At 74.4% G+C, this 22,102-nt stretch carries 22 protein-coding genes; 9 read left to right on the top strand and 13 right to left on the bottom strand.

Features of this window, described 5'->3' with window-relative positions; genetic code table 11:
- Positions 1-2: 2 nt before the first annotated feature.
- On the bottom strand, positions 3-1,235 hold the full coding sequence (trpB, locus tag ACTWO6_RS23790) for a tryptophan synthase subunit beta (RefSeq protein ID WP_446216011.1): 1,233 nt from the start codon (positions 1,233-1,235) through the stop codon (positions 3-5).
- A 39-nt stretch (positions 1,236-1,274) separates the two neighbouring features.
- A complete protein-coding gene (gene trpC / locus ACTWO6_RS23795; protein ID WP_446220745.1) occupies positions 1,275-2,078 on the bottom strand; it encodes an indole-3-glycerol phosphate synthase TrpC in 804 nt (267 codons plus the stop codon).
- Positions 2,079-2,566: 488 nt separating this feature from the next.
- Here trpC and ACTWO6_RS23800 point away from each other — a divergent pair, with 488 nt between their 5' ends.
- A complete protein-coding gene (locus ACTWO6_RS23800; RefSeq protein ID WP_446216012.1) occupies positions 2,567-2,842 on the top strand; it encodes a hypothetical protein in 276 nt (91 codons plus the stop codon).
- Here the strand turns inward: ACTWO6_RS23800 and ACTWO6_RS23805 are convergent.
- From ACTWO6_RS23805 to ACTWO6_RS23825, 5 genes are all read right to left on the bottom strand, one after another.
- Positions 2,835-3,443, bottom strand: coding sequence for a Trp biosynthesis-associated membrane protein (locus ACTWO6_RS23805; RefSeq protein WP_446216013.1), 609 nt, complete (start codon positions 3,441-3,443; stop codon positions 2,835-2,837). The two genes, ACTWO6_RS23800 and ACTWO6_RS23805, sit on opposite strands and share 8 nt — an antisense overlap.
- On the bottom strand, positions 3,440-4,993 hold the full coding sequence (locus ACTWO6_RS23810) for an anthranilate synthase component I (RefSeq protein WP_446216014.1): 1,554 nt from the start codon (positions 4,991-4,993) through the stop codon (positions 3,440-3,442). The genes ACTWO6_RS23805 and ACTWO6_RS23810 overlap by 4 nt, the downstream gene beginning before the upstream one ends.
- The gene (hisI, locus tag ACTWO6_RS23815; RefSeq protein WP_446216015.1) at positions 4,990-5,424 is read right to left on the bottom strand and encodes a phosphoribosyl-AMP cyclohydrolase; all 435 of its coding nucleotides are present in this window, start codon (positions 5,422-5,424) and stop codon (positions 4,990-4,992) included. Before hisI ends, ACTWO6_RS23810 begins: the two co-directional genes overlap by 4 nt.
- A 97-nt stretch (positions 5,425-5,521) precedes the next feature.
- A complete protein-coding gene (locus tag ACTWO6_RS23820; RefSeq protein WP_446216016.1) occupies positions 5,522-6,526 on the bottom strand; it encodes an aldo/keto reductase in 1,005 nt (334 codons plus the stop codon).
- Positions 6,523-6,912: a MerR family transcriptional regulator gene (locus ACTWO6_RS23825; RefSeq protein WP_446216017.1), complete on the bottom strand. Its 390-nt coding sequence runs from the start codon at positions 6,910-6,912 to the stop codon at positions 6,523-6,525. Before ACTWO6_RS23825 ends, ACTWO6_RS23820 begins: the two co-directional genes overlap by 4 nt.
- A gap of 105 nt (positions 6,913-7,017) precedes the next feature.
- Between ACTWO6_RS23825 and ACTWO6_RS23830 the strand changes: the two genes are divergently transcribed.
- Genes ACTWO6_RS23830 through ACTWO6_RS23840 form a run of 3 tightly spaced genes read left to right on the top strand, consistent with a single transcriptional unit; the run spans position 7,018 to position 9,112 of the window.
- Positions 7,018-7,764, top strand: a complete 747-nt coding sequence (locus tag ACTWO6_RS23830) for an ABC transporter ATP-binding protein (protein ID WP_446216018.1) — start codon at positions 7,018-7,020, stop codon at positions 7,762-7,764.
- Positions 7,761-8,516: an ABC transporter permease gene (locus tag ACTWO6_RS23835; RefSeq protein ID WP_446216019.1), complete on the top strand. Its 756-nt coding sequence runs from the start codon at positions 7,761-7,763 to the stop codon at positions 8,514-8,516. Before ACTWO6_RS23830 ends, ACTWO6_RS23835 begins: the two co-directional genes overlap by 4 nt.
- Positions 8,516-9,112 (top strand): TetR/AcrR family transcriptional regulator, encoded by a 597-nt coding sequence (locus tag ACTWO6_RS23840; protein WP_446216020.1) that lies wholly within the window; start codon positions 8,516-8,518, stop codon positions 9,110-9,112. Before ACTWO6_RS23835 ends, ACTWO6_RS23840 begins: the two co-directional genes overlap by 1 nt.
- 118 nt (positions 9,113-9,230) lie before the next feature.
- Here ACTWO6_RS23840 and ACTWO6_RS23845 read toward each other — a convergent pair whose 3' ends face one another.
- Positions 9,231-11,012, bottom strand: a complete 1,782-nt coding sequence (locus ACTWO6_RS23845) for an ABC transporter ATP-binding protein (RefSeq protein WP_446216021.1) — start codon at positions 11,010-11,012, stop codon at positions 9,231-9,233.
- Positions 11,009-12,886 (bottom strand): ABC transporter ATP-binding protein, encoded by a 1,878-nt coding sequence (locus tag ACTWO6_RS23850; protein WP_446216022.1) that lies wholly within the window; start codon positions 12,884-12,886, stop codon positions 11,009-11,011. The genes ACTWO6_RS23845 and ACTWO6_RS23850 overlap by 4 nt, the downstream gene beginning before the upstream one ends.
- 214 nt (positions 12,887-13,100) lie before the next feature.
- On the opposite strand from ACTWO6_RS23850, the gene ACTWO6_RS23855 reads away from it, so the two are divergent.
- From ACTWO6_RS23855 to ACTWO6_RS23865, 3 genes are all read left to right on the top strand, one after another.
- Entirely contained in the window at positions 13,101-13,730 is a 630-nt protein-coding gene (locus ACTWO6_RS23855; RefSeq protein WP_446216023.1) for a TIGR03085 family metal-binding protein, read from the top strand.
- Between the two features lie 124 nt (positions 13,731-13,854).
- Positions 13,855-14,805 carry a terpene synthase family protein gene (locus ACTWO6_RS23860; RefSeq protein WP_446216024.1) on the top strand — a complete coding sequence of 317 codons (951 nt, stop codon included), beginning with the start codon at positions 13,855-13,857 and terminating at the stop codon, positions 14,803-14,805.
- Positions 14,806-14,945: 140 nt separating this feature from the next.
- Complete coding sequence (locus tag ACTWO6_RS23865) at positions 14,946-16,772, top strand: AMP-dependent synthetase/ligase (RefSeq protein ID WP_446216025.1); 1,827 nt, start codon at positions 14,946-14,948, stop codon at positions 16,770-16,772.
- A gap of 66 nt (positions 16,773-16,838) precedes the next feature.
- Here the strand turns inward: ACTWO6_RS23865 and ACTWO6_RS23870 are convergent, their stop codons facing one another.
- The 3 genes from ACTWO6_RS23870 to yczR all read right to left on the bottom strand — a co-directional run bounded on the left by ACTWO6_RS23870 (position 16,839) and on the right by yczR (position 19,919).
- Positions 16,839-17,072, bottom strand: coding sequence for a hypothetical protein (locus ACTWO6_RS23870; RefSeq protein WP_446216026.1), 234 nt, complete (start codon positions 17,070-17,072; stop codon positions 16,839-16,841).
- Positions 17,073-17,108: 36 nt separating this feature from the next.
- Positions 17,109-18,386, bottom strand: a complete 1,278-nt coding sequence (locus ACTWO6_RS23875; RefSeq protein WP_446216027.1) for a low temperature requirement protein A — start codon at positions 18,384-18,386, stop codon at positions 17,109-17,111.
- A 75-nt stretch (positions 18,387-18,461) separates the two neighbouring features.
- Complete coding sequence (yczR, locus tag ACTWO6_RS23880; RefSeq protein WP_446216028.1) at positions 18,462-19,919, bottom strand: MocR-like transcription factor YczR; 1,458 nt, start codon at positions 19,917-19,919, stop codon at positions 18,462-18,464.
- Between the two features lie 59 nt (positions 19,920-19,978).
- Here yczR and yczE point away from each other — a divergent pair, with 59 nt between their 5' ends.
- A complete protein-coding gene (gene yczE, locus ACTWO6_RS23885; protein WP_446216029.1) occupies positions 19,979-20,656 on the top strand; it encodes a membrane protein YczE in 678 nt (225 codons plus the stop codon).
- Positions 20,657-20,833: 177 nt separating this feature from the next.
- Positions 20,834-21,295 carry a hypothetical protein gene (locus ACTWO6_RS23890; protein WP_446216030.1) on the top strand — a complete coding sequence of 154 codons (462 nt, stop codon included), beginning with the start codon at positions 20,834-20,836 and terminating at the stop codon, positions 21,293-21,295.
- Between the two features lie 21 nt (positions 21,296-21,316).
- Here the strand turns inward: ACTWO6_RS23890 and hisF are convergent, their stop codons facing one another.
- Entirely contained in the window at positions 21,317-22,084 is a 768-nt protein-coding gene (gene hisF / locus ACTWO6_RS23895; RefSeq protein ID WP_446216031.1) for an imidazole glycerol phosphate synthase subunit HisF, read from the bottom strand.
- Between the last annotated feature and the right edge of the window lie 18 nt (positions 22,085-22,102).

A 22,102-nucleotide genomic window follows, 5' to 3' on the forward strand; every position in this document is an offset into this window, starting at 1 on the left:
TGTCACTCCTTGTCGAGGATGCCGAAGTACTCGCTGGCGGTGTGCACGTCCTTGTCGCCCCGGCCGGAGAGGTTGACCACGATGACCGGCTCCCGGCCCAGCTCGGCGGCGAGCGTCGGGGCGATCTTCAGCGCGCCGGCCAGCGCGTGCGCGCTCTCGATCGCCGGGATGATCCCCTCCGTCCGGCAGAGCAGCTCGAACGCGGCCATCGCCTCGGTGTCGGTCACCGGCGCGTAGCTGGCCCGGCCGCTGTCGTGCAGCCAGGCGTGCTCCGGACCGACGCCCGGGTAGTCCAGCCCGGCCGAGATCGAGTGCGACTCGATGGTCTGGCCGTCCTCGTTCTGGAGCACGTACGTCCGGGTGCCGTGCAGCACACCGGAGCTGCCGCCGGTGATGCTGGCCGCGTGCCGGCCGGTCTCCACGCCCTCGCCGCCGGCCTCGAAGCCGTACAGCCGGACGTCGGTGTCGGGCACGAACGCGTGGAAGATGCCGAGCGCGTTGGAACCGCCACCGACGCAGGCCGCGACCGCGTCGGGCAGCGCGCCGGTCAGGTCCAGGCACTGCTGGCGGGCCTCCGCGCCGATGCCCCGCACGAAGTCCCGGACCATCTCCGGGAACGGGTGCGGGCCGGCGGCGGTGCCGATCAGGTAGTGGGTGTCGTCGACGTTGGCGACCCAGTCCCGCATCGCCTCGTTCATCGCGTCCTTGAGGGTCCGCGAGCCGGTGGTGACCGGGACGACGGTGGCGCCGAGCATCCGCATCCGGGCCACGTTCAGCGCCTGCCGCTGGGTGTCCACCTCGCCCATGTAGACCACGCACTCGAGGTCGAACAGGGCGGCGACGGTGGCGGTGGCCACGCCGTGCTGGCCGGCGCCGGTCTCCGCGATCACCCGCTTCTTGCCCATCCGCTTGGTGAGCAGCGCCTGGCCGAGCACGTTGCGCACCTTGTGCGCGCCGGTGTGGTTCAGGTCCTCCCGCTTGAGCAGGATCCGCGCCCCCGCCTTGGCGGAGAACCGCTCGGCGGAGTAGAGCAGCGACGGGGTGCCGGCGTAGTCGCGCAGCAGGGCGTCGAACTCGGCGAGGAACGCCTCGTCGGTCATCGCCTTCCGGTACGCCGCGTCCAGCTCGTCGAGGGCCGCGACCAGCGCCTCCGGCACGAACCGGCCGCCGAACCGACCGAAGTGGCCGGCGGCGTCGGGGACCTGGCCGGCCGGGGCCGACGCGTTGGCGCTCATCGCGGGCTTCCTCTCGCTGCGGACTCTCCCCGGCGCGGGTCAGCGCACCGGGCGGGGCGTGGCCGGGTGGTTGCCGGCGTTGACCAGCTCGGCGACCGCCTCGCGGGGGCTCTTCTGGGTGACCAGGCCCTCGCCGACCAGGACCGCGTCGGCACCCGCCGAGGCGTACCGGATGAGGTCGTGCGGGCCGCGCACGCCGGACTCGGCGATCTTGACGACGCTGCTGGGCAGGCCGGGCGCGATCCGCTCGAACACCGAGCGGTCGACCTCCAGGGTACGCAGGTCACGGGCGTTGACCCCGATCACCTGCGCGCCGGCCTCCAGGGCCCGGTCGGCCTCCTCCTCGGTGTGCACCTCGACCAGCGCGGTCATTCCGAGCGACTCGATCCGCTCCAGCAGCCCGACGAGCGCGTTCTGCTCGAGCGCGGCGACGAGCAGCAGTACCAGGTCGGCGCCGTGGGCCCGCGCCTCGTGCACCTGGTAGCTGGAGACCACGAAGTCCTTGCGGAGCACCGGGACGTTCACCGCGGCCCGCACGGCGGCCAGGTCGTCGAGCGACCCGCCGAACCAGCGGCCCTCGGTCAGTACGCTGATCGCCCGGGCGCCACCGGCGGCGTAGTCGCCGGCCAGGTCGGCCGGGTCGGCGATCTCCGCCAGCCGCCCCTTGGACGGCGACGAGCGCTTCACCTCGGCGATCACGGCCACCCCGGGCCGGCGCAGGGCCGCGTACGCGTCCAGCGGCGGCGGCGCGGCGGCGGCGAGCTCCCGGATCCGCTCCAGCGGAACCTGCTCCTGCCGTCGGGCCACGTCCTCCCGGACGCCGGCCAGGATCTCGTCGAGCACGCTTACGGACGCCGCCGACCCGGCCTCGTCCCCCTCCGCGTGCGCATGCTCAGCAGTCACCAACGGACTCCCCTCTCCGGGTGTCATGGGCCGATGCTAGGGGGCGCCACCTGGCCACGAGTGCCGGGGGTATGGCGCTCCTCACGAGATGGGCTGTGGCATGATGCCGGACTTCCGGTGAACGGAATGTCACGTAGCGCCACGGTGCCCATCGACCGGCGTCACCTCCGCCCCTGAGCCCTCGTCGACCGCCCATAGATCGCCGCCCATGCTCCATCTCACCATGGCCGGACCCGGGGCGCAGGACGACGATGCCGGTCGATGTTGTGACCAAGCTCAAGGACGAACGGCCCTGTCCAGGTCGTCCCCCCGAAGGCACAGTTGACCTGGCCGTCACGGCCGCGAAACCTGAGCCGGGCAGCATCCTCCTCGGGCAGACTCGATGAGGCGTCCGCCAACCTTCGCCAACGATCTCGTGCGGGGTGACCATGAGCACCAACGGGCCGAGCCCGACCATCGGACTGACCACCATCTCCCGGACCGTCGCCTCGCTCGCCGTCGGCGTGGTGCACACCCTGGAACGGGCGGTGGTCGGCGACGGCCGGATGCGGACCGCCCGCGGCAACGCGTGGGAGGCGGTCTGCGCCGACCGGGCCCGCGCCGAGCAGCGTCGGGAGCTGGACCGCCTGGTCGCCGAGCTGGCCGCCGCCCGGGCCGCCGCGCGGGACCGCCGCGAGGTGCGCCACCCGCAGTCGGTCAGCTGACCGTCGGGTCCTCACCCCGGTCCAGCGCGTCCCAGGCGTCCCGGGTGCCCCGGCCGACCGCCGGGCCGTCCGCCGCCGGCTGCTCCGCCGCCCGACCCGGCCGCTCGTAGCGGGCCCCCATCGCCGGCCAGTCCGCACCCCGCAGCGCGGTGACCAGCCCGCCGGCCGCGGCGACCAGCCCGCCGAGCAGGCAGAGCGCCGGCCACTGCCGGCTGACCCCGCCGCCGAAGTCGGCCGTCAGGCCGTACCCGCCGCCGGCCGCCACGGCCAGGCCGAGCAGGGTCAGCAGTCCGCCCAGCAGGCGCCGGACCCGACCCCGGGTGGCGAGCACCGCGCCGCCACCGGCCAGCGCGACCAGCGCCAGCGCGGAGACCCACGGCAGCAGGTCCGCGCCGCTGCGGGCGTGCCGGGACGGCGGCAACGACCCGCGGGCGGTCAGCTCGACCGACCAGGTCCGGGTGGCCGCCCAGAACGCCAGGCCCGCCCCGGCCAGGCAGAGCAGCACCGCGTACGTCAGCTCGCGCCGCCGCCGCGCGACCGGCGGGCCGGCCGGAGCGGTGGCCGACGGGTGGTCGGCGGCGGGTTCGGGCGCGGCGCTCATCGGGCCGGCCGGAGGGTCTCGGCGGCGGCGATCGCGGCGAGCACCGCGGCGGCCTTGTTCCGGGTCTCCTGGTCCTCGGCGGCGGGATCGGAATCGGCCACCACGCCCGCCCCGGCCTGGACGTACGCCCGCCCGTCGCGGATCAGCGCGGTGCGGATGGCGATCGCCATGTCCAGGTCGCCGCCGAAGCCGAAGTAGCCGACCGTGCCGCCGTAGAGTCCCCGCCGCACCGGTTCCAGCTCCTCGATGATCTCCATGGCCCGCACCTTCGGCGCGCCGGAGAGGGTGCCGGCCGGGAAGGTCGCGGCGAGCGCGTCGAAGGCCGTCCGGTCCTCCCGCAGCTCCCCCACCACGGTGGAGACGATGTGCATGACGTGGCTGTACCGCTCGATGGTGGCGAACTCCGGCACCTCGACGGTGCCGGGCCGGCAGACCCGGCCCAGGTCGTTGCGGCCCAGGTCGACCAGCATCACGTGCTCGGAGCGTTCCTTCGGGTCGGCGAGCAGCTCGGCGGCGAGCCGGGCGTCGGCCTCCGGGGTGCCGCCGCGCGGGCGGGTGCCGGCGATCGGGTGCAGCAGCGCCCGCCGCCGGCCGTTCGCGCCGGTGCTGACCTTCAGGTGCGCCTCCGGCGAGGAGCCGACGATGTCGAAGCCGTCGAAGCGCAGCAGGTACATGTACGGGCTGGGGTTGGTGGTGCGGAGCACCCGGTAGACGTCCAGCGGGTCGGCGTGGGTCTCCCGCTCGAAGCGCTGGGCGAGCACGATCTGGAAGCACTCGCCGGCCCGGATCGCCTCCTTCGCCCCCTCCACCGCCTTCGGGTAGCCGCCGTCCGGGGTGCGGCTGACCACCTCGCCCGCGGGCGGCCGGTCGACCGTCGAGATCATGGGCGGAATCGGTCGGGACAGCGCGGTGGTCATCGCGTCGAGCCGCCCCACGGCGTGGTGGTACGCCGCCGCGACCAGCGGCGCCCGGTCCGGCGCGTCCGCCGGCGGCAGGATCGCGTTGGCGACCAGGATCGCCGAGCCGTCGTAGTGGTCGAGCACCACCAGGTCGGTGGCGAGCATCATGCCCAGCTCGGGCACGCCGAGGTCGTCCTCGGTCAGCTCGGGCAACCGCTCGAAGCGGCGGACCAGGTCGTACCCGAGATAGCCCACCATGCCGCCGGTCAGCGGCGGCATGCCGCTGGCCGGGTCCCAGGCCGGCCCGGCGAGGGCCGCGACGGTCTCCCGCAGTACCCGCACCGGGTCGCCGTCGACGGGCAGGCCGGCCGGCGGCTCGCCGGTCCAGACCGCGGCGCCGTCCCGCTCGGTCAGCGTGGCGCTGCTGCGGACGCCGATGAAGGAGTACCGGGACCAGGCCATCCCGGCCGAGCCGACGCCCTGCTCGGCCGACTCCAGCAGGAAGGTGCCGGGGCCGCCGGCGAGCTTGCGGTAGACCCCGACCGGGGTCTCCGCGTCGGCGAGCAGCCGCCGGGTGACCGGGACGACCCGCCAGCGGGCCGCCAGGTCGGTGAAGGTGGCCTCGTCCGGGCTGACCGCACCGTCGGTCATGAGGTCGCCTCCGGGGCGGTCACCGGCAGTTCGGTGAAGAAGCAGGTCCGGTGCCCGGTGTGGCAGGCCGCGCCGACCTGGTCGACGCTCACCAGCAGGGCGTCGCCGTCGCAGTCCAGCGCGACCGAGCGGACGTGCTGGTGGTGGCCGGAGGTGGCGCCCTTGACCCAGTACTCCTGCCGGCTGCGCGACCAGTAGGTGGCCCGGCCGGTGGTGAGGGTGCGGTGCAGCGCCTCGTCGTCCATCCAGGCGACCATCAGCACCTCGCCCGTGTCGTGCTGGCGCACCACCGCGGCGACCAGGCCGTCGGGGGTACGGCGCAACCGGGCGGCGACGGCCGGGTCGAGCCGGGACGGGCGGACCGGGCCGGGGGCCGCGGGTTCGCCGGACGTGGCGGGAGCGCCGGTCAGCGGCGCGTCAGAGGCGGGCACAGTGACCCATTGTCCCGCACGCGGCGCCGGGACCGGCGCCGCGTCCCGACCACCGGGCGCGGAGGGCGCGACGGCCGGCTGGTGTCCGGTGGCGGGGCTAGTGCCCGACGGTTCGCATTCCTGCCGCGGTGTACCTTTCCCCGACCACCGCCCCGGCCGGCACCGCGTCGCGGAGCCGGGCCTGCTGCTCCGGAGTGAGCTTGATGTCGGCCGCCGCCGCGTTCTCCTCCAGGTGGCGGACCCGCTTGGTGCCCGGGATCGGCAGGATGTCCTCGCCCTGGGCCAGCAGCCAGGCGAGCGCCGCCTGGGCGGGCGTGCAGCCGATCTCCCCCGCCACCGCCCGGACCGCCTCGACCAGGCGCAGGTTGGCGTCGAGGTTGCCCTCGGCGAACCGCGGCACGGTCTTCCGCCAGTCGTCCTCGGCGAGCTGGTCGCGACCCGTGATCGCCCCGGTGAGCAGCCCCCGCCCGACCGGCGAGTACGCCACCAGCGACACGCCCAGCTCCCGGCAGGTCGCCAGCATCTCGCCCTCGACGTCCCGGCTGAACAGCGAGTACTCCATCTGCACCGCGGAGATCGGGTGCACCGCGTGCGCGGCCCGCAGGGTCGCCGGGCTGACCTCGGAGAGCCCGATCAGCCGGATCTTGCCGGCCGCCACGAGGTCGGCCATCGCCCCGACGGTCTCCTCGATCGGGGTCTCCGGGTTGCGCCGGTGCAGGTAGTACAGGTCGATGCTCGCCACCCCGAGCCGGCTCAGCGACGCGTCGCAGGCCTCCCGGGTCCAGGCGGCGCTGCTGTCCACGAAGGCGCCCGGGGTGCCGGTGCCGCCGAAGCTGTCGCCGGTGGTGCGGTTGCCGAACTTGGTGGCCAGGAAGACCTCGTCCCGGCGGGACCGCACCACCGGGGCGAGCAGCCGCTCGTTCGCGCCGAAGCCGTACATGTCGGCGGTGTCCAGATGGTTGACGCCGAGGTCGAGGGCGCGGTGCAGGGTCCGCGTCGACTCGGCGTCGTCCCCCGGGCCGTACGCGAAGCTCATCCCCATGCAGCCCAGGCCGATCGCCGAGACCTCGGGCCCGGTGGCACCCACTCGTCGCCGGATCATGCGCTCTCCTCCTCCGCCCTGCGGTACGCGTCGATCTTGTAGTCGAGCACCTTCAGGTCCTCCTCCAGTTCGGCCATCCGGGCCAGCACCCGGGCCCGGTGCGCCTCGAAGAGCGCCCGCCGGGCGCCCAGCGTCCGGTCGCCCTGGCGGGCCAGCTCGGCGTAGCGGCGCATGTCCCGGACCGGCATCCCGGTCCGACGCAGCCGGGTGAGCAGGAACAACCAGTTGACGTCGCCCTCGGTGTAGCGCCGCCGGCCGGCGGAGTCCCGGCCGACCGGGGCGACCAGCCCCTCCTGCTCGTACCAGCGCAGCGTGTAGGTGGTCAGGCCGACCCGTTCCGCCGCCTCACCGACGGTGAGGCTCATTTCCCGCGTGCTGATGTCCACGCCCCCAGGCTTCCAGTTGGAGGGCACTCGAAGTCAACCGTTGCGCGTGGGCGGACAATTCATCTACCGTTGAGTTCAACGGATGATGAGTTTTGGAGGCGGGCGATGGAGGATGCGGTGGTGGTCCGTGACCTGGTCGTCGACCGGGGACGCAGGCGGGTGCTCCAGGGCATCAGCTGCGCGGTGCCCCGCGGCACGGTCACCGGGCTGCTCGGGCCGAGCGGCAGCGGCAAGACCACGCTGATGCGGGCGCTGGTCGGGGTGCAGACCGTCAGGTCGGGCACGGTCACCGTTCTCGGCCGGCCGGCCGGGGTGCCGGAGCTGCGCCGCCGGGTCGGCTACCTGACCCAGGCGCCCAGCGTCTACGCCGACCTGACCGTGCGGGAGAACGCCCGCTACTTCGCCGCCCTGCACGGCCGCGGCCACGCCGAGGCCGACCGGGCGGTCGCCGACGTCGGGCTCGCCGACGCCGCCGGTCAGCTCGTCGGCACCCTCTCCGGCGGTCAGCGCAGCCGGGCCTCGCTGGCCTGCGCCCTGGTCGGCGATCCCGAGCTGGTCGTCCTCGACGAGCCGACCGTCGGCCAGGACCCGGTGCTCCGGGCCGACCTGTGGGCCCGGTTCCATGAAATGGCCGCGGCCGGGACGACGCTGCTGGTGTCGAGCCACGTGATGGACGAGGCGGCCCGCTGCGACCGGCTGCTGCTCATCCGGGAGGGCCGGCTGATCGCCGACGACACCCCGGACGCGGTCCGCGCCGCCACCGGCGTCAACGACCTGGAAGAAGCCTTCCTGCGACTGATCAGGGCGAACGAGGCGGGCCAGCGGCACGCCGGACGGGAGGAGCAGTCATGAATCCCCGGATCCTGGCCGCGACGACCGGCCGCATCCTGCGCCAGCTCGGTCACGACCGGCGCACCGTCGCCCTGCTGGTGGTGCTGCCCACCGTGCTGCTCACCCTGGTCTACTTCATGTACGTCGACCAGCCCACCCCGCCGGGGCAGCCCGCGGTCTTCGACCGGGTGGCGCTGATCATGCTGGGCTTCTTCCCGTTCATCATCATGTTCCTGGTGACCAGCATCGCCATGTTGCGCGAGCGCACCACCGGCACCCTGGAGCGGCTGCTCACCACCCCGCTGGGCAAGCTCGACCTGCTCTTCGGCTACGGCATCGCGTTCGGGCTCGCCGGCGCGTTCCAGGCGACCATCGCCTCGGCGGTCGCGTACTGGGTGTTCGACCTGGACACCGCCGGCAGCATCGGGTTGGTGGTGCTGATCTCGGTCGTCAACGCCGTGCTGGCGGTGGCCCTGGGACTGTTCTGCAGCGCCTTCGCCCGCACCGAGTTCCAGGCGGTGCAGTTCCTGCCGGTCGTGGCGGTGCCGCAGCTGCTGCTCTGCGGGCTGTTCGTGCCCCGCGGCGAGATGGCCGGCTGGCTCCAGGCGGTCAGCGACGTGCTCCCCCTGTCGTACTCGGTCGAGGCCCTGCAGGAGGTCGGCCGGCACGTCGACCCGACCGCCACCATGTGGCGGGACCTGGCGGTGGTGGCCGGCGCGGCGGTGGCGGCCCTGGTGCTCGCCGCGGCCACCCTGCGGCGGCGCAGCGAATGATGGCCCGCCGGACCGGCCGGCGGCCCGGCAACCCGGACACCCGGGAGGCGATCCTCACGGCGGCCCGGGCGGCCTTCGCCGAGCGTGGCTTCGACGCCGCCTCGATCCGGGGCATCGCCTCTGCCGCCGGGGTCGACCCGGCCCTGGTGCACCACTACTTCGGCACCAAGGAGGAGCTCTTCCGGACCACCATGAACGTGCCGATCGACCCGGCGGAGCTGCTGCCGCGCGTGCTGGCCGGCGGCCCGGACGGGGTCGGCCAGCGGCTGGTCCGGACGTTCCTCGGGGTCTGGGACTCCCCGGCCGGAGCGCCGGCGGTCGCCCTGCTCCGGTCGGCGGTCAACAACGAGTGGACCGCCCGCCTGATGCGCGAGTTCCTGGTCACCCAGGTGTTCCGCCGGGTGCTCGACCACCTCGACATCGACCCGGCCGAGCTGCCGCTGCGCGGCTCGCTGGTGGCCACCCAGATGCTCGGGCTGGCGATGACCCGCTACGTCGTCCGACTGGAGCCGGTCGCCTCCGCCGACCCGGAGACCCTGGCCGCCGCGATCGGCCCGACCGTGCAGCGCTACCTCACCGGCGACCTCTCCGCCTGACCGGCCGCGGGCTACGAGCTGCCGTCAGGCACGGTGACCGCAGCGGCGGCGCAGCCCGGGGACCTGCCGGCAGCGCCGCCGGCGCCGGATGCGGGCCGGCGCCGGCGGGAGGCCTCTCCTACCGGGTCTGCTCCAGCCAGGAGGCGTAGAGCAGCCCGTAGATCGACTCGGGGTCCCGGACCAGCTCGTCGTGCGGGCCGCGCTGCACGACGCGGCCCCGGTCCACCACGATCACCTCGTCCGCGGCCTGCGCGGTGGAGAGTCGGTGGGCGATGGCCAGCGTGGTCCGGCCGCGGGTGACCGCGTCCAGGGTGCGCTGGAGGCGTACCTCGGTGGCCGGGTCGACCGCGCTGGTCGCCTCGTCGAGCACCAGCAGGTCGGGGTCGGCGACGTACGCCCGGGCGAGTGCGACGAGCTGCCGCTCCCCCACGCTGAGCGCCTCGCCGCGCTCGCCGACCGGGGTGTCCAGCCCCGCCGGCAGCCCGTCCAGCCAGTCGGCCAGGCCCAGCTCGGTGAAGGCGGCGGTCAGCTGCTCGTCGGTCAGCTCGGGCCGGGCGAAGCGGACGTTCTCCCCGACGGTGGCGTCGAAGAGGAAGCCGTCCTGCGGCACCATCACCACCCGCGAGCGCAGCGAGTCGAACCGGACCTGCCGCAGCGGCACCCCGGAGAGCAGCACCTCGCCGGCGGTCGGGTCCATCAGCCGGGTGAGCAGCTTGGCGAAGGTCGTCTTGCCGCTGCCGGTCTCGCCGACCACGGCCACCCGGCTCTTCGCCGGGATCTCGAGGCGGACGTCGTGCAGCACCGGCGGGCCGCCCGGGTAGGCGAAGGTCACCCCGGCGAAGCGGATGTCCAGCGGGCCGGGCGGCAGCTCCCGCCCCTGCGTGCCCGGGTCGGCCACGTCCGGGGCGACGTCCAGCACGTCCAGCACCCGGCGCCAGCCGGCGATCGCGTTCTGCGCCTCGTTGAGCACCTCGGTGGCGATCTGCACCGGCTGGATGAAGAGCGTCACCAGGAACAGGAACGCGGTCAGCTGACCGATCGACAGGGTGCGGTCGACGCCCAGGGTCACCCCGACGACGACCACGCCGGCCAGCGCCAGGCCGGCCGCCAGCTCCCCCACCGAGCTGCCCACGATGCTGATCCGGATGGCCCGCTGCTGGGCCTGCCGCTGCCCCTCGATCGCCGTGTCCAGCCGCCGGGCCGTCCGCCCGGCGATCCCGTACGCCCGGATCACCGGAGCCCCCACCACGCTCTCCGCGATGGTGCCGAGCAGCGTGCCCATCCGCTGCCGGACCAGGCCGTACGCGCCGGCGAGGCGGCGCTGCAGCAGCCGGATCACCAGCACCGCCGGAGCGAACGCGGCGAGCACCACCAGGGTGAGCTGCCAGGAGTACGCCAGCATGACGATCGTGGTGACCACCAGCTGACCGAGGTTGACGATCAGGATCACGCCGCCCCACTGGAGGAACGTGGTGATCTGGTCGACGTCGCTGGTCACTCGGGACACCAGCGAGCCCCGCCGCTCGGACTGCTGGTGCAGCATGGACAGGTCGTGCACGTGCCGGAACGCCCGGGTCCGCACCCCGGCCAGGGCGGTCTCGCTGACCGTGAAGAGCCGCCGCATCATCAGGTAACCGCAGGTGGTGGTGATCACCAACACGGCCGCGGTGACGGCGACCACCCGCCACACCACGCCGAGGTCCAGGCCGCCGACGATGCCGTGGTCGATGCCGCGCTGGACGGCGACCGGGACGGCGACCCGCCCGATCATGTAGGCCAGCGCCAGCGCCACGGTGCCGGCCAGCCCGGTCTTCAGCTCCGGGGAGAGCGCCAGCCCCCGCCGCAGCGTCCGCCAGGTCGACTCGGCCTCCTGCTCCGGCTCCTTGGTGGTGGTACTCACCGGTCAACCTCGACTTCCAGGCCGGAGGTCAACGGGGTGACCTCGTCGTACGTCCGGGGCTGCTCGCGGTCGTGCTCCGCCTGCTCGTACGCGGTGACCAGGTCGGCGTAGCCGGGGACGGTGGCCAGCAGCTCGGGGTGGGTGCCCCGGGCCAGGACCCGCCCCTGCTCCAGGTAGATCACCTCGTCGGCGAGGGCGATGGTGGCCCGCCGGTACGCGACCACCAGGATCGACGCGGCGGCGCCCGAGCCGCCGGTCGGAGCGCGCAGGCCGGCCAGGATGGCCGCCTCGACCCGCGGGTCGACCGCGCTGGTGGCGTCGTCGAGCACCAGCAGCCGGGGCCGGCCGGCGAGCGCGCGGGCCAGGGTGAGCCGCTGCCGCTGGCCGCCGGAGAGCGAGGTGCCCCGCTCGCCGACCATGGTGTCCAACCCGTCGGGCAGGGCGGCGACGAACCCGTCGGCCTCGGCCAGCCGCAGCGCCGCCCACACCTCGTCGTCGCCGATGCCCGGCCGGTCGAGGGTGATGTTGGCCCGGACCGTGTCGTCGAAGACGAACGGCACCTGGGCGACCAGGGCGATCGTCGAGGCGAGCGAGGCGGCGGTGAGGTCCCGGACGTCGACGCCGTCCAGCGTGACGGTGCCGGCGCGCGGGTCGACCAGCCGGACCGCGAGCGACGCGATGGTCGACTTGCCGGCGCCGGTCGGCCCGACCAGGGCGACGGTCTTCCCGGCCGGCACGGTGAAGCTCACCTCGCCGAGCACCTCGGCGCCGGGCAGGTGCGCCTCCGCCGGCTCGTAGCCGAAGTGCACGTCGTGGAAGGCGAGCGTGGCCGGCGTCGGGGCGGCCGGATCGAGGACGGTGTCGCCGTACGGCATCTCGCCGGTGGCGTCGAGCACCCGGCGCACCCGGTCCCAGCCGGCGACGCTGCGCGGCAGCTCGGCCAGCACCCAGCCGATGGCCCGGACCGGGAAGGCCAGCACGGTGAAGAGGAAGGCGACGCTGACCAGCTCGGCGACGCTGATCGCGCCCTGCCGGAGCCGGACCGCGCCGACCACCAGCACGGCGAGGGTGCCGAGGCTGGGCAGGGTCTCCAGCATCGGGTCGAAGATGCCGCGCAGCCGGCCGACGGAGATCAGCGCGTCGCGCAGCTCGCCGGCGCGGGACGCGAAACGCGCCGTCTCCTGCGCCTCCCGGCCCATCGTCTTGACCACCAGGGCGCCGTCGAAGCTCTCGTGGGCGATGCCGCTGACCTCGGCGCGCAGCCGCTGGGCCCGGGCCTGGCGGGGCGCCATCCGCCGCGAGTAGACCACGTTGAGCGCGAAGAGCGCGGGGAAGACGGCGAGGCCGACCAGGGCGAGCGCCCAGTCGGTGAGGAAGAGCGAGACGATGGCGCCGATCAGCATGACCAGGGTGCCGACCGCGAACGGCAGCGGCGCGATGGGATACCACGCCGCCTCCACGTCGGAGTTGGCGTTGGAGAGCAGCGTGCCGGTGGCGTTGCGGTGGTGCCAGGACAGCGGCAGGTCCAGGTAGCGCCGGGTGACCCGGCGGCGGTATGCGGCCTGGAGCCGGAACTGCATGTAGCCGGCGCCGAGCCGGCGGCCGAAGATCCCGACCACCCGCAGCACGCTGATCCCGAACAGCGACGCGGCGGCCAGAGCGAGCACCCCCGCGCCGACCGAGCCGCGGGCGATCGCGGGCACCACGACGTCGCCGACCACCCGGCCGACCACGAACGCGCTGGCGATCACCATGAGGCCGAAGAGCACGCTCCCGGTCACCGCGACCGTGAAGATCCGCGGCTGTTCCCGGATGGCCCGGCCGAGGACCCACAGCCCTCTGCCGAGGACGTCCCGACTTGTCCCGCTCGCCACGCTCTCCCCCGCCGTAAGCCGCAATTATCTCCCTCATCCTTACCGGTCCGTGCCAGCTCCGCCGAGCCGGGCGGATATGTCCAGCGTCACTCCCCCGGCGACGGGGCGCCGACCAGGGCGGTCGGCGTCGCGGTCGGTCACCTCGACGCCGGGCGCGGCAGTGCCGCGTCGCGCCGGGCGCGCCGGGACGCCGCCGGGGCCCTACGATCGGGCCATGCCGCGGTACGCCCGATCGGAGCGCGAGGCGCTCGCCGACCTGCTGCTGGACCTGGGACCGGACGCGCCGACGGTCAACGAGGGGTGGGGCACGCGGGATCTCGCCGCGCACCTGATCGTCCGGGAGCGCCGGCCGGACGCCGCCGCGGGCATCCTGCTGCCGCCGCTGCGCCGGTACGCCGAGGCGGTCCGCCGCCGGGTCGCCGCCCGCCCGTACCCGGAGCTGGTGGCGCAGGTACGCCGCCCACCGGCCTGGAGCCCGGTGAGCAACCCGCTCACCGACGAGCTGGCGAACACGATGGAGTTCTTCATCCACCATGAGGACGTGCGGCGGGCCCGCCCCGGCTGGCTGCCCCGGGATCTGCCGGCCGGCCTGTCGGCGGTGCTCTGGAAGCGGGCCGCCATGCTGGCCCGGGTGGCGTTGCGCCGGTTCCCCGCCGACCTGCTCGTCCAGGCGCCCGGGTTCGGTGAGCTCACCGTCGGCCGGGGCGGGGAGCGGCTGCGGCTGGTGGGCGCGCCGGGAGAGCTGGCCCTCTTCCTCTCCGGCCGGCAGCGGGTGTCCCGGGTGCAGATCGACGGGCCGGCCACCCCGGCCGACCGGCTGCGGGCGGCCAGCCTGGGCTTCTGACCGGGTGTGCGGGAACGGTCACCAGGCAATGTGAGCCGACCTCGACCCAGCGACCGGCGCCGATTGATGCTCCCGTACGCTGCTGCCCGCCGCCCCGACCGGGAGTGGCGGGCAGGGGGCACGGATGCGGAGCTTCGCGGTCTCGGCACTGCGCGAACCTCCCTTCCCGGCACGCCGGCACGCGGCCGTCGAGCTGGTCGCCGGGGAGAGCACCGGATGGGCGCGCGACCTCGGCCTGGTGGCCACGGCGGCCGGCCTGCGCCGGTTGCGCGGAGCCGGTGCGGCGGAGCTGGCCGGCCGGGCCTGCCCGGATGCGCCGGTCGACCGGTTGCGGCTGCTGACCGACCTGATCTCCTGGTTGTTCGTGATGGACGACGCCTGCGACGAGGACGGGCTCGGTGCCAGCCCCACCCGGCTCGCGCCCACCGTGGCGGAGCTGCTGGAGGTGCTGGACGGGCACGGTGATCCGGCGGCGCCGCGGCCGGTGGCGGCCGGGCCGCTCGGCGTCGGGCTGGACGACCTCTGCCGGCGGGCCCGCGCCCTGCACCGGCCGACGCTGCTGCTGCGGCTGATCAGCCAGCTCCGGGAGTACCTGCTTGCGCTGCTCTGGGAGGCGGCGAACCGGGAGCACCGCCGGGTGCCCGGGGTGGCCGAGTACGTGCAGATGCGCCGGCACACCGGCGGGGCCCGACCCAGCTTCACCCTCACCGACCTGGCGTACGACGGTCTGCCCGGTGCGGGCCGGCGGGCCGACCCGGCGCTGGCCGCGCTGGACGGCCTCGCCGCGGACCTGGTCTGCTGGTGCAACGACCTCTTCTCCTACGGCAAGGAGCTGAGCAGCGCGCCGGACGTGCACAACCTGGTGACCACGATCGCCGGGGAGGCCGGGCAGGGCGAGGAGGCGGCGCTGCGGGCGGCGGCGGCGCGGTTCAACGAGGGCCTGGCCGCGTACGCCGAGCGGGAGGCCGCGCTGACGGGCACCGGGGACGAGTCGGTCCAGGCCTTCCTGGTCACCCGCCGGAACTGGATCCGGGCCACCTACGACTGGTCGCTCGCCGTCTCCCGGTACGCCTGATCCGGCCTTCCACGTCGCGGGACGCCGGCCGCCGCGGGATGGGGGCTAGCCGCTGCCCCCGTGCAGGCAATACTCTTCGGTAACCGCAGAATGACGTGACCCCCGTCACGTCTCTCCACCCTCTGAAGGCGGCTACAGCGATGGCTCTCGATGTACCGTACCGTTCGATCCCCGACATGTTCCTCAAGCGCGTGGCGGCGACCCCCGACCGCCACGCCTTCGCCCATCCCGCAGCCGACGACTCGGGACCGGTCTGGCTGAGCTGGGAGCAGGTCGGCCGGCGCGCCAGGGCGGTCGCCGCCGGGCTGCACGGACTCGGCGTCGGCCTGGAGGATCCGGTGGCGATCCTGGCCAACACCCGGCTGGACTGGGTGATCGCCGACTTCGGCATCATGTGCGCGGGCGGCGCGACCACCACGGTCTACCCGACCACCGAGCCCGAGGACGCGACCTACATCATCGCCGACTCCGGGTCCCGGGTGCTCTTCGCCGAGAACCCGGCCCAGGCCGCGAAGATCGCCGGCGCCGAGCTGCCGGCGCTGACCCACGTGGTGCTCTTCGACGGCGACCCCGACCCGGCCGCCGCCGTTCCCCAGCTCACCCTGGCCGAGCTGGAGGAGCGCGGGGCGCGGACCCTCGAGGCCGAGCCGGACCTGATCGACATGCTGGTCGCCGGCATCGGCCCGGAGCACCTGGCCACCCTGATCTACACCTCGGGCACCACCGGACGGCCCAAGGGGGTCGAACTGCTGCACGGCGGCTGGTGCTGGGAGGGCGTGGCGCAGGCCGAGATGGGCCTGCTGCGCGACGACGACCTGCAGTACCTGTGGCTGCCGCTGTCCCACTCGTTCGGCAAGACCCTGCTCTGCGGCGCCACCCACGTCGGCCTGCCAACCTACGTCGACGGCCGGGTGGACAAGCTGGTCGACCTGCTCGCCGTGGTCAAGCCGACGCTGATGTGCGGCGCGCCCCGGGTCTTCGAGAAGGTCTACAACAAGGCGGTCACCACGGCCCAGACCGCCGGCGGCGCGAAGGCCAAGATCTTCGCCTGGGGGGTGCGCACCGGCAAGGAGAAGGTCGCCCTGGAGCAGGCCGGCAAGCCGGTTCCGGCCGGGCTGAAGCTGAAGTACGCGCTGGCCGAGAAGCTGGTGTTCAGCAAGCTCCAGGCCCGGCTCGGCGGCCGGATCCGGGTGCTGGTCTCCGGCGCGGCCCCGCTGAGCCCGGAGATCGCCACCTTCTTCGCCGCCGCGAACCTGCCCATCTCCGAGGGGTACGGCCTCACCGAGACCAGCGCGGGCAACTTCGTGAACCCGCCGGACGGGCTGCGGATCGGCACCGTCGGCAACGCGATGGGCGACCTGGAGTGCAAGATCGACACCGACGGCGAGATCCTGGTCCGGGGCACGCCGGTGATGCGCGGCTACCACAACCTGCCCGAGGAGACTGCCGCGGCGTTCACCGAGGACGGCTTCTTCCGTACCGGCGACATCGGCAGCCTGGACGACGACGGCTACCTGCGGATCACCGACCGGAAGAAGGATCTGGTCAAGACCTCCGGCGGGAAGTACATCGCGCCGTCGCACATCGAGGGCATGTTCAAGGCGATCTGCCCGTACACCTCGCAGGCGATCGTCATCGGCCAGGCCCGCAACTACTGCACCATGCTGGTCACCCTCGACCCCGACGCGATCAAGGGCTGGGCGGCCGGCGGCCCGCTGGAGGGCAAGGAGTACGCGGAGGTCGTCGCCTCCCCGGAGGCGCAGGCGATGGTCGACGGGTACGTGGCCGAACTGAACGCCAAGCTCAACCGCTGGGAGACGATCAAGAAGGTGGCCATCCTCCCCCGCGACCTGACGATCGAGCACGGCGAGATCACCCCGTCGCTGAAGATCAAGCGCCGGGGTGTGGAGAGCAACTTCGCCGCCGAGATCGACAAGATGTACGCCGGGACGCTCGCCGAGCTCTGATCCACCCGTAGCGGCCGGCGGCCGTGCCCCTCCGTCCCGGGGCACGGCCGCCGGTTCGTCGGACGGTCACAGGTGGCGCTGGCGCCACCGGCTCTGCTCCACCTCGGCGGCGATCTGCTCCTCCAGCGCGAGCTGGCGGATCTGCCGCCGCCGCCCGTCCTCATTGACGGTCTCGGCCACCGTGGTGGCGAGGCAGAGCAACGCCAGCAGCGCCACCGCCGCCAGCTCCGGCAGCCGGGCGGCCACCGGGGCGACCAAGGCGAGCACCGCCACCGTCGCCAGCAGCGGCCGGGCCGACACTGGCCCCGATCCGCCGATCCGTACCGGATCGGAGGCCTAGCGGCCGGGCGGCGCGCCCGCGCCGTGCTCGTCGAGGAAGGCGTCCCGCAGCGCCCGGCGGGCCTCGCCGAAGAGCACCACCTCGGCGGCGACCATGCCGGCGCAGACCAGGGCGAGCAGCCCGAGGGCGGCCAGCGCGGGCAGGTGGTCGGCGACCGGCAGCAGCACCACCAGCAGGCCCGCCGCCGCCACCCGGGGCCAGTTGACCGAGCCCATGTTGCGGAGCCGGAAGCCCAGGTGCCCGAGCAGGTAGAGGATCACCCCGCCGTAGAGGGCGAGCAGGCCAAGGCCGTGCAGCGGGTCGGTCAGCCGGTGGTGGCTGTCGTCCCCGACGTACGAGAGGACCTTCTTGAAGCCGAGGGCGAGCAGGATGATCCCGGCGACCATCGGCAGGTGCAGGTAGGTGTAGGAGTCCCGGCCCAGCGCGGCCCGTTCGGCACCCTGGGCCCGGTGCAGCACCCGCTCGGCGGCGATCGCCACCACGTCGAAGTACGCCCACCACAGCGACGCGGCGACCGCGATGCCGAACGCCGAGGCGACGATGATCGGCCAGGAGATCGGGAGCGCGGTGACCCCGACGCCGATCGCGACGAGAGACTCGCCGAGCGCCACGATGATGATCAGACCGTGCCGTTCGGTCCAGTGCGCGGCGGAGAAGATCCGCCAGCCCCGGGCGCCGATGGCCATGATGCCGCCGTAGTCGATGGCGAGGGCGAGCACCCAGAGCAGGGTGCGGATGGTGCCGACCCGCTGCGGGTCCTCGCTGAGCTGCTGGGGCAGCAGCGCGGCGGCGAAGAGCAGGGTCGCCCCGCCGAGCATCGGCGGCGCCGCGCGCAGCACCTGGCGGCGCAGTCCGTCGTCACCCCGCGCGGCGTGCCAGTAGATCACCAGGTGCAGCACCCGGACGACCAGGTAGCAGGCGGCGAAGACCGCCGGGCCGGAGAGGCCACCGGGCAGGTCCACGAAGGCCTCGGGGATGGTCACCGCGACCACGAACATGGTGGCCATGACCGCGAAGAGGGCCACCCGGACCACGCCCTCGTCGGCCCGTACGGTGTTGCCGAGCCAGGCGTAGCAGCACCAGCACCACCAGAGCAGGGCCAGCACCAGCATGCCCCGGCCCAGCCCGCGCCAGGTGAGGTCGGTCGCCATCAGCGCGGTCACCTGGGTGAGCGCGTAGACGAAGACCAGGTCGAAGAAGAGCTCCAACGGCGTGACCGTGGCGCCCTCGGTCATCACCCGCATCCGCGGCGCGCGCCGCGTCCCGTCCGTCACGGCGCACAGTCTCGCAGCCGGCCCGGACCACCGGTGTCCCCGAAGGTCCGGTGCGCCGCCGGGGCGTGGCCGGCCTCACGCGATGACGGAGGGCTCCCGCCACTGCGGGCGGCCGGCGCGGTCCAGGTCGTAGCGGACCGCGGCGAGCCGGCCCACCGCCTCCACCAGGTCGGCGGCCGGCAGCGTGAAGGGCAGCCGCAGGAACCGTTCGAGGGTGCCGTCCAGGCCGAACCGGGGGCCGGGCGCCAGTCGTACGCCGACCTCCTCGGCGGCCCGGGCCAGGGCGCTGGAGATCGGGCCGTCCAGCTCGGCCCAGAGCGTCACGCCGCCGCGCGGGACGGTGACCCGCCAGTCGGGCAGCCGCTCGGCCATCGCGCCGATCAGCGCGTCGCGCTGGGTGGTGAGCTGGCTCTGGCGGGCGGCCACGATGGCCGGGGCGTCGGCCAGCAGGTGCACCGCGACGAGCTGGTCGAGCACCGGGCTGGCCATGTCGACCCCGACCCGGGCGGCGGCCAGCCGCTGCACCTGCGGGGCGGAGGCGCGGACCCAGCCGATCCGCAGGCCACCCCAGTAGGGCTTGCTCATCCCGCCGATGGAGATGACCCGGGAGTGCCGGTCGAAGGTGGCGGTCGGCGGGGGCAGCTCGGTGCCGTCCAGCGGCAGGTCCACGAAGGACTCGTCGATGACCAGGTCGGTGCCGGCGGCGTGGGCGGCGCCGACCACCCGCTCGCGCAGCTCGGCCGCCATCAGGTGGCCGGTCGGGTTCTGGAACTCCGGGATCAGGTACGCCAGCTTCGGCCGGGTCTGCCGGATGCTGCCGAGCAGCAGGTCGGCGTCCCAGCCCGCGCCGTCGGCGGCCAGCCCGTGGGTGGTGATCCGGGCCCGGCGGGCGGCGAGCGCCGCGAGGGCGTTGGGGTAGGTCGGGGACTCGACCAGCACCCCGCCGCCGGGCGACAGCGCCAGCCGCAGCACCAGGTCCAGCGCGTGCTGGGTGCCGCTGGTGACCATGATCTGCTCGGGGCTGGTGGGCAGGCCCCGCTCGGTGTACGACCGGGCGACCGCCTCGCGCAGCTCGATGATCCCGGTCGGGTGGTAGCCGGCCCCGCTCAGGTAGCGCGGCAGGTCCTCGGCGGCGGCCCGGGCGGCCGGGACGAGCTGGGCGGGCGCGGCCAGCGCGGCGACGCCGAGGTCGATCATGTCCCGGTCGTCCAGCGGGGTCCAGAGGCCGGTGCTGGCCACCCGGTGGGTGCCCGGGAGCATGGTCCAGCTGCCGGCGCCCCGCCGGCTGGCCAGGTGGCCGGTCTCCCGCAGCTCCCGGTACGCGGCGGTGACCGTGGTCCGGCTGATCCGCAGCGCCTCGGCCAGCTCCCGCTCGGCTGGCAGGCGTACCCCCAGGGGGAGCCGGCCGTCGGCGAGCAGGCCGCGGACCGCGGCGGCGAGCGCGGCGTAGTCCGGGCTGCGCCGACGGCCGGGCAGCGCGTGCCACTGACCGAGCAGCCGGGCCAATTGGGTGCCACGCACCTGACTCGTCATGGCCACCCCTCCCAAATTGGCTCCTTGAAGTGCCGAGATTGGCCCCTAGGGTGGCATGCATGGCAGCGATTGGCAATCTCCGGTACCGGCCGACCCGGCGGCTGAGCCAGCTCTACGTCGGGCTCGCCCTCTACGGGGTCAGCATGGCGCTGATGATCCGGTCCGGACTGGGCCTGGACCCCTGGGACGTGTTCCACCAGGGCCTCGCCGGGCAGACCGGGCTCTCCTTCGGCACGGTCACCATCGGGGTCGGCGCCCTCGTCCTGCTGCTCTGGATCCCGCTGCGGCAGCGCCCCGGCCTGGGCACGGTCAGCAACGTCGTGGTCATCGGCCTGGTGGTGGACGCCACCCTCGCGGTGCTGCCATCCGGCGGACCGCTGCCGATCCGGATCGGCCTGCTGGTCGTCGGCATCGTGGCCAACGGCGCCGCCACCGGCCTCTACCTCGGCGCGCAGCTCGGCCCCGGCCCGCGCGACGGCCTGATGACCGGGTACGTCGCCCGCCGCCCGGGCCGGTCCGTCCGGCTGGTCCGCACGGTCATCGAGGTGACGGTGCTGGCGCTGGGCTGGCTGCTCGGCGGCACCGTCGGACTCGGCACCGTCGCCTACGCGCTCGCCATCGGCCCGCTGGCCCAGGTGTTCATCCCGCTCTTCGCGGTGGCCCCCCGGCCGGAGCCGGCGCGGTCCACCCCGGACCCGGCGGTCTGCACGACCGGCCCGGCCACCGAGGCGGCCTGACCGCTCCCCCGGCCCGGCCCCTGCCGCGCCCCGATCGCGGCCCCCGGACACGCACGGCCACCGGTGGCCCACCGACCGCCACCGGATGGGATCGCCCGGACCCGCGGTGAGCTGCGGTGATGCGCCAGTGGAAAACCGGGTGTTTTCTCCGCCGTCGGCGCCGGGCATCATTCGTGCATGGGGGAGAACGGATGGCGCTGGACCGACGCGTGGATCTTCGTCTCACTGGTCATCGCGAGCGGCGCCGGCCGACACCGTCGGTCGGCCTCGACGCGGCGGCCCGAGGGCGTGCGCCTGGCTGACGTGCTCTCCACCGCCGACCACCTCAACCAGTCCATCCCCGAACGGCACGAGGTGGAGGGCGCGGTCCGCCGGCTGGCCGGCGCCGGGCTGGTCAGCGTCTCGGACGGCTGGTTCCGGCTCACGCCGGACGGGGAACGGCTCTGGCGCACCCGGCCCAGCGCCGGGGTGGCGACCACGGTGGACACCGTGCAGGGGGTGCTGAGCCGTCGGCACACCCCGGGCACCACCGACTGGAGCCTCGCCGAGGACGACCACGCCGCCGCCGTCCAGGAGTACGCGGTCCGCTCGATCCCCGCCCCGCGCCGCTCCCCCGAGGGCCACTCCGGCCGCGGCTGACCCCGGCCCGAACCCTGGTGGTCAGCGGACCGGGTGGCCGGCTCCGCGCAGGGCGTCCTTGACCTGGCCGACGGTCAGCTCGCCGAAGTGGAAGACGCTGGCCGCCAGCACGGCGTCCGCGCCCGCGCCGATCGCCGGCGGGAAGTGCGCCACCTCGCCGGCGCCGCCGCTGGCGATCACCGGCACGTCGACCACCGCGCGGACCGCCTGGATCAGCGCCAGGTCGAAGCCGGCCTTGGTGCCGTCGGCGTCCATCGAGTTCAGCAGGATCTCCCCCGCGCCGAGCTCCGCGCCGCGCCGCGCCCACTCGACGGCGTCGATCCCGGTGCCCCGGCGACCGCCGTGGGTGGTCACCTCGAAGCCGCTCGGGGTGGTGCCGGCAGGCGCGCGTCGGACGTCGAGCGAGAGCACCAGCACCTGGCGGCCGAACCGGTCGGCGATCTCGGCGATCAGCTCCGGCCGGGCGATCGCGGCGGTGTTCACGCCGACCTTGTCGGCGCCGGCGCGCAGCAGCGTGTCGACGTCGGCGACCTGGCGTACGCCGCCGCCGACGGTCAGCGGGATGAACACCGACTCGGCGGTGCGGCGGACCACGTCGAGCATGGTCCCCCGGTCGCTGGCGGAGGCGGTGACGTCGAGGAAGGTCAGCTCGTCCGCGCCGGCCCGGTCGTACGCCGCCGCGAGCTCCACCGGGTCGCCGGCGTCGCGCAGGTCGAGGAAGTTGACCCCCTTGACCACCCGACCGGCGTCCACGTCCAGACACGGGATCACCCGTACCGCCACCGTCATGCCGCGAGCCTATCCAAC

This window comes from Micromonospora sp. IBHARD004, from assembly GCF_052814115.1.